At 65.2% G+C, this 16396-nt stretch carries 19 protein-coding genes and 1 pseudogene; 4 read left to right on the top strand and 16 right to left on the bottom strand.

Features of this window, described 5'->3' with window-relative positions:
* Positions 1-32: 32 nt before the first annotated feature.
* The 10 genes from IEZ06_RS12800 to IEZ06_RS12755 form a co-directional block, all read right to left on the bottom strand.
* On the bottom strand, positions 33-1247 hold the full coding sequence (locus IEZ06_RS12800; protein ID WP_189236916.1) for a tyrosine-type recombinase/integrase: 1215 nt from the start codon (positions 1245-1247) through the stop codon (positions 33-35).
* Entirely contained in the window at positions 1244-1438 is a 195-nt protein-coding gene (locus IEZ06_RS12795) for a helix-turn-helix domain-containing protein (protein WP_189236915.1), read from the bottom strand. Before IEZ06_RS12795 ends, IEZ06_RS12800 begins: the two co-directional genes overlap by 4 nt.
* A complete protein-coding gene (locus tag IEZ06_RS12790; RefSeq protein WP_189236914.1) occupies positions 1435-3120 on the bottom strand; it encodes a replication initiator in 1686 nt (561 codons plus the stop codon). The genes IEZ06_RS12795 and IEZ06_RS12790 overlap by 4 nt, the downstream gene beginning before the upstream one ends.
* Positions 3117-3320, bottom strand: coding sequence for a hypothetical protein (locus tag IEZ06_RS12785; RefSeq protein WP_189236913.1), 204 nt, complete (start codon positions 3318-3320; stop codon positions 3117-3119). The genes IEZ06_RS12790 and IEZ06_RS12785 overlap by 4 nt, the downstream gene beginning before the upstream one ends.
* Positions 3317-4729, bottom strand: coding sequence for an FtsK/SpoIIIE domain-containing protein (locus IEZ06_RS12780; protein WP_189236912.1), 1413 nt, complete (start codon positions 4727-4729; stop codon positions 3317-3319). The genes IEZ06_RS12785 and IEZ06_RS12780 overlap by 4 nt, the downstream gene beginning before the upstream one ends.
* 86 nt (positions 4730-4815) lie before the next feature.
* The gene (locus IEZ06_RS12775) at positions 4816-5121 is read right to left on the bottom strand and encodes a hypothetical protein (protein ID WP_189236911.1); all 306 of its coding nucleotides are present in this window, start codon (positions 5119-5121) and stop codon (positions 4816-4818) included.
* Positions 5118-5543, bottom strand: coding sequence for a plasmid replication, integration and excision activator (locus IEZ06_RS12770; RefSeq protein ID WP_189236910.1), 426 nt, complete (start codon positions 5541-5543; stop codon positions 5118-5120). Before IEZ06_RS12770 ends, IEZ06_RS12775 begins: the two co-directional genes overlap by 4 nt.
* Before the next feature lie 117 nt (positions 5544-5660).
* Positions 5661-6377, bottom strand: a complete 717-nt coding sequence (locus IEZ06_RS12765) for a GntR family transcriptional regulator (RefSeq protein ID WP_189236909.1) — start codon at positions 6375-6377, stop codon at positions 5661-5663.
* A gap of 96 nt (positions 6378-6473) precedes the next feature.
* Positions 6474-6776 (bottom strand): hypothetical protein, encoded by a 303-nt coding sequence (locus IEZ06_RS12760; protein ID WP_189236908.1) that lies wholly within the window; start codon positions 6774-6776, stop codon positions 6474-6476.
* Positions 6773-7207 (bottom strand): hypothetical protein, encoded by a 435-nt coding sequence (locus tag IEZ06_RS12755; RefSeq protein WP_229798055.1) that lies wholly within the window; start codon positions 7205-7207, stop codon positions 6773-6775. Before IEZ06_RS12755 ends, IEZ06_RS12760 begins: the two co-directional genes overlap by 4 nt.
* Before the next feature lie 216 nt (positions 7208-7423).
* On the opposite strand from IEZ06_RS12755, the gene IEZ06_RS12750 reads away from it, so the two are divergent.
* Positions 7424-8545 (top strand): NsdA family TPR-like regulatory protein, encoded by a 1122-nt coding sequence (locus IEZ06_RS12750; RefSeq protein WP_229798053.1) that lies wholly within the window; start codon positions 7424-7426, stop codon positions 8543-8545.
* Here IEZ06_RS12750 and IEZ06_RS12745 read toward each other — a convergent pair.
* A complete protein-coding gene (locus IEZ06_RS12745; protein ID WP_189236906.1) occupies positions 8526-9089 on the bottom strand; it encodes an NUDIX hydrolase in 564 nt (187 codons plus the stop codon). The genes IEZ06_RS12750 and IEZ06_RS12745 overlap by 20 nt on opposite strands.
* A 279-nt stretch (positions 9090-9368) precedes the next feature.
* On the opposite strand from IEZ06_RS12745, the gene IEZ06_RS12740 reads away from it, so the two are divergent.
* Positions 9369-10145 (top strand): hypothetical protein, encoded by a 777-nt coding sequence (locus IEZ06_RS12740; RefSeq protein ID WP_229798051.1) that lies wholly within the window; start codon positions 9369-9371, stop codon positions 10143-10145.
* Positions 10146-10463: 318 nt separating this feature from the next.
* Here IEZ06_RS12740 and IEZ06_RS12735 read toward each other — a convergent pair whose 3' ends face one another.
* Positions 10464-10724 carry a hypothetical protein gene (locus IEZ06_RS12735; RefSeq protein WP_189236905.1) on the bottom strand — a complete coding sequence of 87 codons (261 nt, stop codon included), beginning with the start codon at positions 10722-10724 and terminating at the stop codon, positions 10464-10466.
* A 447-nt stretch (positions 10725-11171) separates the two neighbouring features.
* Here IEZ06_RS12735 and IEZ06_RS12730 point away from each other — a divergent pair, with 447 nt between their 5' ends.
* Positions 11172-11468: a hypothetical protein gene (locus IEZ06_RS12730; RefSeq protein WP_189236904.1), complete on the top strand. Its 297-nt coding sequence runs from the start codon at positions 11172-11174 to the stop codon at positions 11466-11468.
* A gap of 309 nt (positions 11469-11777) precedes the next feature.
* Here IEZ06_RS12730 and IEZ06_RS12725 read toward each other — a convergent pair whose 3' ends face one another.
* Both IEZ06_RS12725 and IEZ06_RS12720 read right to left on the bottom strand, forming a co-directional pair.
* A complete protein-coding gene (locus IEZ06_RS12725) occupies positions 11778-13217 on the bottom strand; it encodes a hypothetical protein (protein WP_189236903.1) in 1440 nt (479 codons plus the stop codon).
* On the bottom strand, positions 13217-13801 hold the full coding sequence (locus IEZ06_RS12720; protein WP_189236902.1) for a hypothetical protein: 585 nt from the start codon (positions 13799-13801) through the stop codon (positions 13217-13219). Before IEZ06_RS12720 ends, IEZ06_RS12725 begins: the two co-directional genes overlap by 1 nt.
* 477 nt (positions 13802-14278) lie before the next feature.
* Between IEZ06_RS12720 and IEZ06_RS12715 the strand changes: the two genes are divergently transcribed.
* Positions 14279-15229, top strand: coding sequence for a hypothetical protein (locus IEZ06_RS12715; RefSeq protein WP_189236901.1), 951 nt, complete (start codon positions 14279-14281; stop codon positions 15227-15229).
* Positions 15230-15599: 370 nt separating this feature from the next.
* Here IEZ06_RS12715 and IEZ06_RS12710 read toward each other — a convergent pair.
* Positions 15600-15797: pseudogene (locus IEZ06_RS12710) on the bottom strand (tyrosine-type recombinase/integrase); the annotation flags it as partial.
* A gap of 52 nt (positions 15798-15849) precedes the next feature.
* Entirely contained in the window at positions 15850-16254 is a 405-nt protein-coding gene (locus IEZ06_RS12705) for a hypothetical protein (protein ID WP_189236900.1), read from the bottom strand.
* Positions 16255-16396 lie beyond the last annotated feature (142 nt).

Raw genomic sequence — 16396 nt, 5'->3', positions numbered from 1 at the left:
TACGCCGTCAGGGGCCTTCCTGCTTCCGGTGGTCAACCGGTGTCCTCGGCGTCGCTGGGAGCCACCCTGGGAGCCACCGGCGTCTGCCCGCCCAGCAGGGCTCCGGAAATCGCCGTCGTCGCGGCCCGCTTGTCGCCCTCCACCAGGTGCCCGTAGACGTCCTTCGTGATGGCGATGCTCGCGTGCCCGAGGATCTCGGAGACGACGTGCAGGGGAGTGCCCTGGGCGAGCATGAGCGAGGCGCCCGAGTGCCGCAGCTCGTGCGGGTGCCAGTGCCCGAGGCCGGCCTTCTGCGACAGCCGGGAGAACAGACGCGAGAAGTTGTCCGGGTCCGAGGGGCTACCGAAAGCGGTCGGGAAGATCAGCCCGTGTTCGGCCCACTCCTGCCCGGCCTGGAGGCGCTCGGCGTTGTGCGCGGCCCGGTGCCGCTTGAGCACGTCGACCAGCTCCGGGGTCAGGCAGAGTGTACGGCGTGACCTCTTGGTCTTGAGTTCGGAGATAACGAGCCGGGTTCTCCGCTCGGCCCGGGGAGCGCGGTTCTTGAGCCGCTTCACGGCGTGTGTGACTCGCAGGGTTCCGGCGTCCGAGTCGAAGGCGTCCCACATCAGCCCGAGCGCTTCACCGCGGCGGAGCCCGAAGACGAGCGCCAGGAGGACGAGCGTTCCCATCCGATGCCCGTTCACCTGATCGAGGAGCTTGCGCGCCTGGGTGACGGTGAGCGTCCGGCCCTCGTCGTTGTTGACTCGGGGCGGCATGGACAGCGCGGCGACGTTCCGCCCGACCAAGCCCTCACGCTCGGCCTGCCCGAGTGCCTTGCGCAGTACGGCCCGCATGTTCCGCACGCTGTTGGGCTTGTACTTCTCCCGCTTGGCCTGCCAGAGGGCATCGACGTGGGCGACGGTCAGAGCGGTGAGCTTGTGCCGGCCGAGTCCCGGCTTGAGGTGGAGCCGTACCGTGTCCTCGTAGTCGTCCAAGGTCGAGTCCGCGATGTGGCCGGGGAGCATGGACAGCCACCGGTCGAGGAACGCGCCTACGGTGATCTTGTCGTCGGGGACGGGAAGGCCCTTGGTGATGCCCTCGCGGATCTTCCGGATCTTCTCGACGACCTCGGCCCGGGTCTTGCCCGAGACCTTCTTGCGGATGCGATTGCCGTCCGGGCCGTACCCGAGGGAAAGCGCACCACGCCACCGGTCGCCGTCCTTGTAGATGGAGTCCTCGTTCTGACCGCGCCGCTTCTTGCCGCTCATGCCGCATTCTCCTCTTCCAGGTGGGTGACGAATTCGATGAGCGCGGTCCGGGGGATCCGGCGGAGACCACCGACGCGGACCGAGCGGAGTGCGCCCGATCTCATGAGCGCGTAGACCTTCGTCCGGCCGATGCTGAGCAGCTCCGCCGCCTTCTCGGGCCGCAGAAGCAGGGGATCGGCGTCATCGATCATGCGGCCTCCCTGATTGCCGAAAGGTCGGGGACGGGGCGACCGGCGGCTTCTGCTTGCCGGGTGAGGAGGGTTGCTCGCCAGCGCTGACGTTCGGCGACCATGCGCAGCAGCCGCAGGGCGAGCGAGGGAACGCCGCCGTCTCCGGCCGGGACGGGCTTCCAGAGGTAGCGGCGCGGGTCGCTCTTGGCAGGATCGTCGGCCAGGCCGAGAGCTTCCAGGACCCAGGTACGCCGGTCGCGCTTGTGCTCGGCCAAGGTCTTGTTCGACCACTTCCGGGAGACGAGCACCCGGCGGCCCGCGTAGCCGAGATTTTCGGGCTTGTGGGCCTTACCCCGGCACCGGCCCGGAGCCATCCCGGCTTTGGCGCCCTTGGGCTGGACGCCGTAGCGCAGCCAGTTCGGGCAGGTCGGCGAGCACGGTTCGTAGCGCAGGGCCTCGACCAGCCGAGCCGCGTGATCCCGCCGAGCCAGGTCGTCGGTGTCGAGGCTCTCACCGAGGGACTTGGTCAGGTACTTCGACAGGTAACGGATGCACTGGTCGGCGTCCGGGGTGCCGGCCAAGACGCCTTGAACGTCGACCTGGTCGCCGAAGCGCAGTATGTGCAGGGGTTCGGCCGTCTCGTCCTGGTCGAGCTGGTCGAGGGCTTCGCCCCAGGTGGGCAGCAGCTCTCCTGTGGCAGGGTCGAGGTAGTCGCCGGCTTGGCCGTCCGGGTAGGTCTCTCCATCGGGGAGATCGGCCCGCGGCGTCCACACCGGCAGGTGATCGCCCTCGAAGCGGACCTCATCGACGGGCGGCCACCACACCTGGTGATAGGTCGCGGCGGCGATCTGCTTGATCTCCGCCCGGGGCAGGGTGCCGCGCACCGCCATGTGCAGGTGCGGAGCGAGCCGCTTCTGAGGCTCCACGGACGCGAAGTACTGCACGTCGTATCCGGCCACCCTGCGGAGGTTCTGCACGAACCGGTCGACCAGCTTGGAGAAGTGCAGGGCGTCCCGGGCCGCCCGCCGGTAGTCGTAGGTGCTCGGGTCGACCGGCACGCCCTGGCCGGCCCGGATCCGGCCGTAGGACGGCAGGGTGAGCGTGATGAACATCGACGGCCGGTAGACCTTCCCATCGGTTCCGGAGAAGGCTCTACCGAGCGTGGTGGGGCTCATGGCCCGCTTGGGCAGGTCCGGGGCGTCCTGCCGTCGCCGGGTCGACCGGGAGCGCTTGCCCGTGTTGCGGCCGGACAGGCTGCCGCGCATCCCGGCCGCGCGGATCTCAGCGTCGATCTCCTGGATCGCCTCGTCCCAACTGGCGATCTCGGCGGCATCACCGTCGCGTTCGGCCGCGTCTCGCTTGGCCTGGACATCGGCCCGGAACTCGATCAGCCACCGCTGCTGCTCGTCCGGCTCATCCGGGGTAGTCACCGGTTCGTGGTCGAGGTGCCAGCCCTCCCGGCACTGCGCCATGCGCAGGTAGCGGTTGCGTTTCGCGCACGGCGGGCACACGGTCTCCCGGGTGGCCCCGCACGGGACGTTGACGTCCTCACTCTGGCCGGTACGCACATCCAGCCGCCGCAGAACGATCGGGCGGATGCACACGCCGTTGTGCTTGGCGATCTCCACCGCCACATCCAGCGCGACCGGCATCCGCTGCCGCTGCGCCCGGGAGATGGAACGGTCGGTCGTCGGGGTGGTCATTCGTTCACCTCCTCGCGGTGGATCTCGGTCAGGTCGGCCGCCAACCGGTAGACGGCCCCGTACGGGTCGGTGCTGATGGAGGGGTCGGACAGCTCGAAGGCCACCACGCGCTGCGTGCGGCGCGGCCCCAGCAGCGCCAGGACGGGCCGCTCGCAGATGCGGGTGATCTCCTCGTCGGTGCCGTAGAAGCAGACCCTCATGCCGCCACCGCCTGGGCCATGGCGCGGATGTCGGCATCGGAGACGTAGGCCGCGCGCACCCGGATCGGATCCGGTGAGGCTTCCAGGCGGACGTAGCCGACGCCCGCGCCCTGCTGGGGGATCGGGGAGATGTGGTCGGCCAGCGCGCCCCGGTCGCGGGCGCCGTCACCGAGGACCATGTCCACCTGTTCGGACTCGTCCAACCGGAGCGCGATCTTGTCGGGGAACAGGTTCCGGATGGTGAGCACGTCCTTGCGCGGGTCCTGGAGCGCCGCCATCACCCCGACGCCGACCGCCCGCCCTTGCGTGGTGAGCGTCGCCAGCGCGGCGGAGATCCGCTGCTTCAAGGCCCGGTCCGATTGGTAGGCGGTCAGGAACGCCACCTCATCGACCACGACCAGGACGAACGGGTCATCGACGGTGGGGGTATGAGAGCGCTGCTGGCCGGCGAACCGGTCGGCCCGCTCCTGCATCACCTCGACGGCCGCGTCCAGGAGATCGGCGCACTGCTCCGGGGTCGCCGCGTACCGCTCCCCGAACAAGGTCCGGCCGAAGGACAGTTCCATGCGTTTGGGGTCCAGCGCCCAGATCTGCACCAGGCCCGCCATGACAGCGGGGAGCAGGCCGCGGATGGTCGACCAGATCACCGAGCCCTTGCCCGCCCCGGTGGCCCCGGCGACCAGGACGTGAGTGCCGTGAACCTTGAGGAACCAGGACGAGCCGTCCTCACGGGTCCCGACCAGGACCGGCCCCACCGACGCCGCTTCGGGGATCGGGATCGCCGGGAGCGGCGTGGACAGCGGATCGCGGCGGGGGAAGACGAGCGTCAGGCGGCCCGCCCGCGCGATGGAGACCCGGCAGGAGCGGACGCCGAAGCCGTGCGCCAGGTGGTCGATGCGGTCGGCCCAGTCCTTGACCGCCTGACCGTGCAGCATCTTCACGGTGACCACATCGGCCCACGAGGTACAGGTGACCTTGACCAGGTGGGGGAGGTAGTCCCGGCCGCGCAGGTGCCGCCCCAGCCCGGAGACGACCATCACGGCCTGCCAGTGCCGCCGGTAGATCCACAGGAAGCGCCAGAAGGCCAGCAGCCGCCAGCCGACCAGCCGCAGGAACGAGGGCCGGTGCACCGAACACCACAGCGCGAGCACGGTCACGGCCACCGCGATCAGGACCAGGCCCGTCCGCCAGCCGTACAACCACGCCACGGCGCACGGGACGGCGACGACGGCCGAGGCGACCGGGTGCCGCCAGACCAACCGCACCAGACCGGCGAGCAACCGCCAAGCGAAGATGACGAGCGTGACGAACGCCGGAGTACGGACCACGGCCGGGCGGAAGACCACGGCGGTATCAGGGGTGGTGGAGACGAGGTGCTGCGCCTCGTCACCGGGCATCTTCTTGAACATTAGGCTGGTGTCCTCTCTTGAATCGCATCTGGGGAGAACCGAGGGGCCGCCGGAAGTTTGCCGCTTCTGGCGGCCCCGCTTGCAGGTCAGGCCGCGTTCGCGTCGGCCGAGGTGGAGCGTTCGGCGTGCAGGTGCTCGCACATGGCGAGGTAGCGGGCAGCGGCGTCGGCGAGCCGGCGGGCGAGTGTCACGTCCTGGTCGGTGACCGGTCCGCCGCCCGTGGTGGACAGTGACACCCGCGCCTCAGCGCTGGAGATGGTCAGGATCGGCCGCTGCCGTTCGGTCCCCAGCACCGTGACCGCCAGGTCTCCGGTGTGGAAGGAGACGCCGAGCCGGGTACCGTCGGCGTCGATCGACGTCGTGACGAAGGTGTACGGCTTGTGCTCGCTCACGCCGCGACCTCCTTACCGGCCGTCGGCTTGACCGGGGCTCCAGCCGCGCGGGGAGCCCGCATGGACGTGGCCCGGATGGAGTAGGCCAGGCGGCCGGTGTTCTGGCCGACGTACGGGGTCACGGTCATGCCGTCGAACTCGACCGGCACGAACGGCAGGCCCGGCAGCGCGGGCGGAACGACCGGCTCGACCGGCGACAGGATCTTGACCGAGACCGTCTTCTGGCCGGCCTTCACCGCCGGGTCGGCGTCCATCACCGCGACCTGCCAGACCAGTTCGCCGGTGGTCTTGTCCTTGGCGTAGACGGTCCGGCTGCTGGTCGAGGCGTCGAAGTCCTTGACCTGCTCGACCGCGCCGACGATGTAGCAGCCGTGCGGGAAGACCTGCTCGAAGCTGATCGGGATGGGTCCCTGAATAGCCATGATCACTCCTTTCGTTGGGAACGCCCTTCATTCGGACGTCCACTTGTGCGGACAAGTTGAGAATAGGCGATCCCACTCGTCCGCACAAGTGAATAAGCGGATCGAGTGGGAGAGCCGTCAGGTCACCGGATAGACGTCGAGCAGCTCATGCAGGTCCCCCGGCATGGCCACGCTCATCGCCAGCAGCACGGTTCCCGAGGCGTCATGCACCGTGGCCAGCACCCCGAGCACGGGCGTGGACGAGCCGAGCAACTCGGCTTCCTCCTCGGTGGACATGCGCGCGGTCAGGCGTTCGGTGATGTGGTCGAAGCGCAGGTGCTTGACTGCCTGGAGATGCTGGCGGATCCCGTGCCGCAGCGGTTCGGCCTTGTCCAGATCGGTGCCGAGCGCCACCTCCAGCGGGAACCAGAAGGTCTCCACCGCCGAGCGCCGACCGCCCTGCTTGGCCACCCTCCGGCGTTCGATCACCGGAGTCCGGGCGTCGACCCCCAGCAGGCGCGCGACGTGCCGGGGAGCCGGAACGCGGCGCACGTCGGTGATGTTCTCGGCGCTCTCGGCGTGCTCGGCCGTCTCCAGCGCGGGCCGGATCCGGTCGGCCGAGGTCTCCGGCCGGCCTTTGACGAACGAACCGCGCCCGTGCTCACGCTCGATCCACCCTTGCATGGCAAGCGTCTGCAACGCCCGCACCACGGTGGTCCGGCCGACGCCGAACTCCCGGACGAGCTGCGTCTCGGACGGCAGCATGTCACCGGGCGCGTATTCACCCTCGGTGATGCGTTGCTGTATCGCCGTCATCACCTGGGCGTACTTCGGTGGGGCGAAGTCCATGCTCATCTCAACCGCCCGATCACTCTTCCACTTGTCTGCATAAGCACAGTACCGGCGGAGTGGAGACCTGTCAGGACCTCAGCGCCCACGGGCATGCCGAGGTCAGCGGACCAGGCCCGCCACCAGCGCCGACCACATCTCCCGCGCTCTGCGGCACGACCACGCCTCACTGTAGGAGACGGCCCGCCCGCCGTCCCGGTCAATCGTGCGGCGGATGAACGCCAGCCCGCCGGCCTCGCACAACTCGTAGAAGGTCACCCGATGCTGATGGCAGGTCCAGGCCACCACCCGCACCCGACCGAACCGCGCCGCGCCGTACCAGGTCAACGCCCGATGCTCATCCCGCACCGGAGGCAGGTGCAGGGACGGGCACGGCGACTCCCAGCCGAGGGCCCGAGCGTTCACGAGGTGACCCGCTCAAAACGCACCGTCCCAGCCGGGTCCACCGTCGCCGTGAAGATGATCCGCCGGGACCAGTCGTCCGGGACGGTGCCGAAGTCGTAGACCCGGTGGACGACGCGCCCCCACACCGTCACGCCGGCCTGCGCAGGTTCGGCCGCCAGGCGGCGCAGCGCCGTGCGCAGGGTGTCCATCGCGGTGGCCTGCCCGGAGTTGGTCCCGCACGGTCCCAGCTCGTCGACCCCGGCGGAGGTGGAGAACACCTCCCACTCGAACATCTCCACGACCTGCGTGCTCGGGTCGCCGCTGTCGCAGTACAGGCAGTCCTCGCGCGCGGACATCTCCAGGTGCAGCCCCATGGCCGCCACGCATCCCCGACGAGTGACGATCTTCCAGCCGCGCCCGTCACACGCGGTGCACTTAACCGGTGTTGTCATGCCGGAAAGGATGTCCAACCAGACTTTCTCCGCCTATTCCACGCGGATATACCAGGGTGAGATATAGAGTCCGGCCTGTAGCGATGCACCACCTCGGGGACTGGCAACCGGAGGACGGGAATGCACGGGAACGCGTTCGACCCGATCGAGATCCCCGCTCAGGTGTGGGACCGCGAAGAAAGCCGGGAAATCCTTAAAAGCCGGGATGTAGCCGGGTTGTTCAACCTCGCTGTCAAGTACAGCGGTGCCACCCAGGTCCGCATCAGCACCGCCACCGGCATCCCGCAAGGCCGCATCAGCGAGATCATCCGCCGCCAGCGCCAAGTCACCGACCTGGAGGTGTTCGAGCGCATCGCCGCCGGCCTGGGCCTGCCCGACCACGCGCGCATGCTCTTCGGCCTGGCCCCGCTCGATACCGCCTCCCCGACCGGCGACCACGGAGGCGAGCACCAGGAGCAGATAGAGAAGCTGACGGCCCGGCTTGAGGCCTCCGCCGTCGTCGACCCCGTCATGGTCATGATTCTGACGATGGAGACCAACAACCTCCGGCTGATGGACCGCCGCGTCGGCGGGGTGGCCATCGCCGACAAGATGCGCGCTCAGATCGCCCACATCGAACACGTCCACCGCCACGCCGTACGGCCCGGCATCCGCGCCCAGCTCGCCCACGTCCTTGCCGAAACCGCGTCCCTGGCCGGGTGGCAGGCCATCAACACCGGCGCCCTGGCCGACGCGTGGGATCACTACGAGCGCGCCAAGGCCGCCGCCCGGGAAGCCGACAACCCCGCCGTCCTGGCCTACGTCTCCGGCGAGCAGGCATATGTGCTCATGGACCTGGGACGGCCGGCCGAGGCCACCGAACTCCTCCAATACCTGCACGCCACCCACCGCGACCGCATCCCTCCGCGCCTGCGGACCTGGCTTGCCGCCGCCGAAGCCGAGGCCGCCGCCATCCTCGGGGACGAGGCCACCTGCCGCACCGCGCTGGAGCAGGCCGCCGCGCTGCTGCCGGACGGGGCCGCCGACGAGGACATGCCGTACCTGTCACTGGACCGCCATCACCTGGCCCGCTGGCGCGGCAATTGCCTGGTGCGGTTCGGCGACCCCGGCACCGTCGAGGACCTGCGCTCCGCGCTGGCCGGGATGGACGGCACCTACAACCGCGCCGAGTCCGCACTCCGTTGCGACCTGGGACACGCTCTGCTGGCCGGAGGAGAGCCCGAGGCCGCCCAGCCGCACATTCAGCGCGCCCAGCAGTTGGCGACCATGACCGGCTCCCGCCGCCAGCGCAAGCGCATCGAGGAGCTGTCCCGAGCGGTCAAGCGCGCCCTGAACTGAGCCGCGCCTGAGCCGCATACAGCCCGATCAACGTCCCCGACGTCCAGATGTCCCCGCGGGCGATCATGTCCGGGATCTCCGCCATCGGGATCCACTCGATGAGGTCCGCCTCCACCTCTTCACCGGTCGGCTTGCCGACGAGGTCAGCACCGCGGACGAGGAACAGGCTGTGCTCCGAATCCACCATGCCGGCCATCGGCTGGTAGGTGACCAGGTGCTCCGTCTCCTTGGGCCGGTACCCGGTCTCCTCCTCCACCTCCCGCACAGCGGTCGTCATCGGGTCCTCGCCCGCGTCGACCAGGCCGCCGGGCAGCTCCCAGCCCCACCGGTCGAACAGGAACCGGTGCCGCCACATCATCAGCACCCGGTCCTGCTCATCGACCACCACCGCGATAGCCGCCCGGTCCAGATGCACCGCGTGATGCTCGAACCGCTCCCCATCGGGGATCTCCACGTCGACCAGGCCCAACCGGATCCACCGGTTGTCGTAGACCAGGCGTTCCCCGTGCACGATCCAGCGCGTCTGCTCTTCGTTGGTAGCCACACCGTGAAGTTACCGGCCGAGGTCGTCGGCGTACATCTCTCTTGCGGCCCGGGACATCTGGGGGCGGCGTGTGCGCGGACCCTGATTTCACGCACATACGAGAACACGGAGCATGTTCCACGCACCTGCCTGTTGGGTGCTCGTCGATTCGGAAAGAGGGGTCGCGGAGGGAGCCACCGCTCGTCATGAAGATCCGAGGCCGGATAGCGAGCTTCGCCTATGCGTGCCCACAAGCCCGGTAAAGTACGAATCTTCGGCTGGCGCAGCCTGCTGGAGTCTTTGAGGGCAGATGCCATGATGACCCCCGGCCAGAGTCCTGAGCGGCCCCGTCTCCGTGCCGCGCTGAAGCGCGTGGCCGTCACCTTCCGCGGGATGACCGCCCACCCTGACGAGAGCAACTGCGAGTGCCACTGGGGCAGCGCGGAAGAGCTCGCACAGTTGAAGGTCCCCAACGTGACGTTGGAGCCCGATCTTCTACATCGCGCCTGGCAGGCCGCCGACTGGGACGACCACGCGGCTGTGCTGCGCCGCATCCTTCCCCAGCTCTCCACAGCCCTCGTCAGCGGTCTCGTCAAACCCTTCTCCGGCATGGAAGAAGTCGGACGCTCGCTGGATCGCGGCCAGTGGCAGCAATGGCCCTCCATGCAGGCCGCAGCGGTGCGGGAATTCCTGAACGCCTGGTGGAGCCACACTCTCACCGACCCGGACCCCGCCGTGCCCGCGCACGAGGTACTCGCTCTGTGCGCCGAGGCATCCACCGCACTTGGTCCGTGGCTGGAGACCTGGGAGGCGCAAAGGTGCGCCGTGGCCGACCGGCACCTGATCGAGGCGGTAACGCGCTGGGAGTACGACCTGCTGGGAGACCAACTTCCCTGGGAGAGCTGGGAGAACGAGGAGGAGACGTGCGCGGAGCTGACGGCCTGGCTGATCCGCCACGCCCCTGACCGGCTTCGCGCCCAGAACGCCCACGAAGAACTGCTCCACCGAGTACGGCTACTTGGTCTGGCCGGCCCTGCCCGGTGGGAGGACCCGCACTGGCCCGACTACCGATACTGAGCCACCGTCCACCCTGATCTTTGTGTGCAGTCTTCTTGACGGCAACATGGCAGCATCGACGTTACGGGACAGCCGTTATCGCAGCTCATGCATCGAGGGCTCGTCAACGTGTGGCTTCATCACTCAGAGCACTGCCGAATTGTTCTTGTAGGGATCAAGGCGGCGGCGCGCCGCGCCGCCGCACCCCGGCCCAGCGTCGCGGACCCCGGCCGCGCATGCGGCCTGGGGGCCGGTCACGGCCGGGGCCGCACTCGGGCCGGCCACCGTACCGCGCGCCCGCCGTACCCAGCCCACGCGCCGACCACCGGCCCGCCGCCGCTACATGCCGTCGGACCCTTCTGCCTCACGCCTGCGAGCCGGCCGCTCTTCCGCTTCGCGCTTCTGAGCCGCCCGCTCCACCGCTACCCGCTCCCGCAGCTCCGCATCCGCCACATCCCGGGGACGTGGAATCTGACTCCTCCGATCATGCTTGAGCGCCAGCCGTATCGCCCCGTAGATCACCAGGAACAGCACCGCCAGCGAGAACAGCCACGAAAGTACTTCGCCCAGCGATACAAACAGGTTTCTCAATTCATTCACCCGAGCTCTGCTGTCGGTGCCTCGACCATGATTTCGATCAAGCCTGCCTGACGCACCCCCTCACCGTCCATCGCCTCCGGCGGGGGCACTCCGGCTCCGGGATATCCACCACGGGCGTGCTCATCACCGCTGGCCTGTCGGTGGCTGGGGTAGGGGCCTGCTCATCCCGTCCGCCATCGACCCGGGACAAGCCGAGCGGGGCAGGGCCAGGCGGTCAAGGTCGTTCGTCCAGCGGGGCGCTCCACCTTGACCGCCTGGCCCTGCCCCGCTTCCCCTGCGGGCGGGTCGACGGCGGACGGGATGAGCAGGCGGGCGGAGTGTGCGCGTCCGCGCAGGTGAGGAACCAATCGGGGGACGGCCAGGAGCCGAGCTGCTATGCCGTATAGGTCCTACACGTACCTGACGCTCGCTTCCTCAAAGTGCTGCGCTGCCATACGATCATCCGTTATGACCGATATCTTTGACAGTCTTTTGGTGCTGCTTCCGCTGGTAGCTATCGGGCACGCGGCGTATCGCGCATTCCTGAACCCGCGCGATGTGACTGGAATCTTCCGTAGAGGATTTCTCGCCGGTGGCGTTGTTTTGCTTCTTCTATCTCTGGTGGGCGTAGTTCGGATCTTCGGTAACGGATTCTCCGCTGACTCGGAGACGCTTGATGTCGCAGTGAAGGCAGGGCTCGGAATGCTGATCGCAGCTCTCATCTGTGCAATCGTCGAGAATAAGCAGAGCCAACACCAGAGGTGAGTGTCCGAGGTTTACCTGGTTGCCCTATTCTCAACCCGAATCTTAATGACGCGGCAAGATTGAGCTGCTCCATGTACATGTTTTCTGCCAGTGCCTGCAGAATGGAGTTTTTTGACCCATTTATCGGATCACCTGATATTGCTCACATCAGCTGAACAATCAGCGTCGGGATTTGTCGCAGCTGTGTAGATGATGAGGCAGTACGAGTTCAGATTGGATTGCAGCCCGTAGCTATCCAATGCCATCACGGCCTGTTGTTCATGCTGAACCGAGCAGGGCGATCAGAGGTCAAGCTAGTATGCAAATCCATCAGAATAAGGTGGGAGCTCCTGGCTCTTCCGCCAGCGTGTCCATCAGCCTAGATTCTGTGCTGCTCACATAGTCACGCAATAGAGGAACAGCCGTTAACACGAGTTCCCTTAATGGTATTTTAGCAGGCCCCTCTGTTGTTGCGAGTGCTCGCGAAAAGTGAACCTTCAGATGCTTTCCTCTAGAGAGCGAAGCAACAGCACTAGTTACGGTTGCGGAAGGGCCCAAAGAAGTAGATATGTTAAGAAGGTTTGGATCCCCCGATACGTCTTCGTTGTCTTCCGATCCGTAGCTCATGAATCTTTTTCCATTTTTAAGAACTAGCTCACCGAGGCGAATGTCATTACTTTTCGCCCGCTCTATCAATTCCTCGATAGAAGGCTCTTGGGAATTAATCGAAATATGTTCTAGTTGTTCACTTAGTGTTCCAATTAATGCCTCATAGGAGTCCCCTATTAAGCATAGAAGACTGTTTCTTACCGCCCACCACGGAGTTGGATATTCATGGGCATCCAAGGTTGTTTGTAGGCCATGGCTTGAGACTTTAACGACTCGTCCCCATAGTCTATCGATGTTGGCATCAACTAAATACTGAAGGTTTGGAAAGTGTCGTGGCGGTATTGGCAGCCTACCGATTTGATCGATGGTCAGTCTGCTACCGATCCTCCGCCAAAATTCTGCAGAGTCCGCTACACCTTCCGTTTCGATTAGAAATGCTAACGCGTCATCGTCGAGAGGGCCTGAAAGAGCTGTTTCACCCGGAAATGTGCTCTCGGCTCCTCCTGATCCCACCCATAGTGCTTGAAGGAACCGTTGGATGCGACTCTGCGATGGTCCACTAAGAACATCCTCCAGAACTTCAGCAGCGCGACGGGTCGGTTCGGCGTCTAACGACTGGGCTGCTTCGACGCCAGTTGCTAAGGTTTGACTAGTCTGAGAGGCGAGATGCTCATCAATCACACCTCTCCCGCCTTGGAGTAGCGCCCGACCGAGTAAACGCAGGATGGGCTGATTCCGCTGCTCCGCTTCAATTTCTGTTAGACCATCAGGATTTGTGATTAAAGTGTCACTACCTCTGGCAACTTCCCGCAGTCTATCAATAGACTCCTGATCTTTTGTTTGCTTTTGATTTGCATTAATATCTAATTCTATTACCATGGGATGCTGTTGCGCGACTAGCTCAACTTCTTCAGCAAGATATGCTGGATCATCTGCAAACTTTAAGTATACGGGCCTGTTCGAAGTCTGACTTCCAGGCCAGCTCAGAATGAAATCTGGTGCATAAGAGTGATTGAAATATTCTGTTTCATGCACCTTCGGGGTTTTGTCGATTGCGAGCAACCCTTTGCGTACTGCTTCTTTGACTCTCCTAATGCTAACCTCTGGATTACGTTCCTCCAGGCCGTCTTGGACGGCCGCGGCTAGCTCAGATCTAGCCATCAGTCATCCCTCCCAACAATAAAAGCTTCCACTACCTGACGGGATGGCTTGGTTGGTACGAGCTGCTCCTGTTCTGTGGAAAGAAAGACCAGCCAAGTTCTTTTCGATACTTCTTTACACGTTTCTTCGTCAATATCCGGTTCGCCATCGCTTGTCGTGACACCGAAGACTTTTTCCTGATGGGTGCGAACGCATTCTCTCACAAATTCTGGGGTTCGAATTTCATCCCACCTGGTCACCATGAACGGGGACCAGGTAATCCATAAGAATACATCGCAGCGTTGAGGAAGAATTGAGAAGGCGCGATAGCACTTAGCTAGATATTCCCGATATAGAGCATTTTGGTCGTATGCCCTGTGGTAGTACTTAGACTCAGCCAGAAATTCTAGCCCTTCCAGTTCTTCGCCGCGGAATAGTCCACCTAGATCAAAAGAAAATGTGCTCGCGTTTGCCCAGGGAAACTTCAGCTTGGCTGCCCCAACTGGGTTTACCCATGGGGCGTTGGCTCTAGTGGTAGCTTCGAGCCACTTCTTGGCGCGGCGGGCGCCTATGCGGCCAGCCTCCTGCGTTTCCTCCCCTGTCATGCTTTCAGACATTACAGTCCCATGACCCTCTATGCACCCCCTTGCCGGCCACTGATTGACGCCTTCAATCATTTTGTTATGCGGAAATTCGCCATAAAGCGGACATGGATGTCCGATTCTTTCGTTGGATGGTTACCTCTTAAGGAAGGTGGGTATCCAACACCTCTTGCCTCCCCCTCCTATAGCCCTTGACGGCCTGAATGGACATAGGGGTATGAAGTGGACAGACGTCAATCGCATATAGCGAGCTGATGAGACCCTCTAGAGATCGTTTGTCCTCGCAAGGCTTATGGCTGCAGTGCGGGATATATGCGGGATGATCTTCTGTCGTTGCAGCCAGAGGAGAGCCTTCCGCCCTGCTAGGAGGCCTCGTCACTCTTGGGAGCGCAGCCCTCTTGAAAGCCGCTAGGGCTGGTGAGAGTGTTCGCCGGGAGCTGTCGGTGTTCCGTGTCGGTGCCGCCTCCTAGGCTTCCCGCCATGGCACTGACCACCCCTGACCCTCCGATCGATCTCACCCAGCTGTTCCCCGAGCTGCGCGCGTACGCCAGAACGGCGGTCCGCCTCCATCCGCGGCCAGGGAAGCCGACCATGCATGACAGTCACATCGGGGCGCCGCTGATCTGGCCGGTCGCCGAACCGTGGCCCTCATGCGACCAGACCCTCCAAATGCCGGCCGCTCCCTTCGGCGAGCCAGGCTGGGCGGACTGGGGAGATCGCGTACCCGAAACCTCGACACCCATGGTCGGCGTCGCGCAGTTCTATGCACGCGACATCCCGGAGATCCCCTTTCCCGAGGGAGTCGACCTTCTTCAGGTGCTGTGGTGCCCCAACGAACACGAGCTGGATGACATCCGGGGACCCGCGCCCCTACTGGTCTGGCGCAGCACCGCAGATCTCACCGACGTCCTCACCGAACCACCCATGCGCCACCACGCCACACCCGACAGCCTCCCCGGAGCCCCGGCGGCAGACCTCAGCCGGGAGGACTACCTGCCGCGTCCCTGCGTGCTCCACCCCGAACGGGTCACCGAGTACCCCGATAACGAGGAACTTCCCGAGCAGGTCCGGACAGCCCTCAACGAGTGGGACGACCAGGCAGGTGACGGCAGCTACCAGTACCTGCTGTCCATGGCGCCCGGCTGTAAGATCGGCGGGTGGGAGTCCTGGCATCTCACCGACATGTACCCGCTGCCCTGCACCGTCTGCGGCACCGAGACCGAACCGCTCCTCAAGCTGGACAGCAGCGAATGGGACGGCGGCAGTGAGCCACGATGGCGTCCATGGGAAGAACGCCACCTCGAATGGGGAACGCCCGAATGCGAGGAGACCGTCGAACCCACCACGCTCGCTCTCGGACGATCCGGAGCCCTCACCATCTTCCTCTGCCCCCGCTCTACCGAACACGGCTACCGCCTGACCATCCAGTAGTCGTCCACCAGCCTTCACGCCTCCGACAGGAGCGCAACGGCTCCATGGTGATCGCCAGTGGAGAGCTCCCAGGCTCGACCGATTTCGGGAGCCACGTTGGGAGCCACCCAAGCGGACGATCACGAACCGAGCCGGACGGATCTGAACGACCGGAGTCCCGACGAGCAGCGCGGCGAACGGCCCTGAACGATCCTGGAAGCCGTTTGGGGACCTTGTAAACAGAAGGTCAGGGGTTCGATTCCCCTCGTCGGCTCGTAAAGAGAAAGGCCCCTGAACAGGCGCTATGCCGTCAGGGGCCTTCTTGCTTCCTTGATCGTCCGGCCGGTTTGCTAACACCCTTGCTAACAGGGTGGCTCCCGGCTGGCTCCCATCACTCGTCGAGCTTCTCGGCGAAGACGTCGGCGGCCGTCGCCGCCTGCTCGTGGATCACGTGGGCGTAGACCCGGAGCGTGATCGCCGGATCGGCGTGGCCGAGGCGAGCCGCGACGACGTGAACCGGGACGCCCGCCAGGAGGAGCGTGGTGGCGTGGACGTGGCGGAGGTCGTGGAGCCGGGCAGGAGGAAGCGGCGTTTCCGGTCGTGCGTCCGCCTCAACGTGCGCCGTCGCCGGCCGTACGGTCTCACTGCGGGCCGGAGCGGGTGTGCCGTCTCACCAGGAAGATCAGCCCTAGCTGGATGACGAGCACCACCAGTGCGATCAGTCCTGATGCGGCGGACATCTCTTCCTCCGAAAGCCCGCCGCCGCATTCTGTTATGTTGCCGCCCCCGTACAACACGACACAGTCGCGCCCCAGGATCGCCGCAGCGATGAACCAGTTGGCGAGCAGAAGGGGGACCGCGCCCAGGACAAGGGCCGGCGTGATGTACCTCGCCTTCCCGACCGTCGGCTCCGTCTTCGCCGCAACAGGTTCGAGACGCCTGACCATATCCGAATCAGAACTCACACCGATCACGTAAGCACAGGCGAGCGATCGCGTACCAGATGCGCGCCAGAACAGGCGGGAACCGCGGTCACCCAGGGACACTGAGCTGATTCCATCCTGTTTTCGCAGGTAAATGAGGGTGGCCTGGTCGGGATTGGCGTGATCTCTGCTGGTGAGCGGCGATAATCATCGTCCTCGATCGTCTGTCACCGGGTGTGCTCGGTCGTGGACAGGACCATCAGGG

Origin of the sequence: Planomonospora antibiotica (assembly GCF_014647955.1) — a bacterium.
Lineage (GTDB): Bacteria > Actinomycetota > Actinomycetes > Streptosporangiales > Streptosporangiaceae > Planomonospora > Planomonospora parontospora.
Note: the sequence above shows the minus strand (reverse complement) of the source record. Positions and strands in the feature narration are given on the sequence as shown.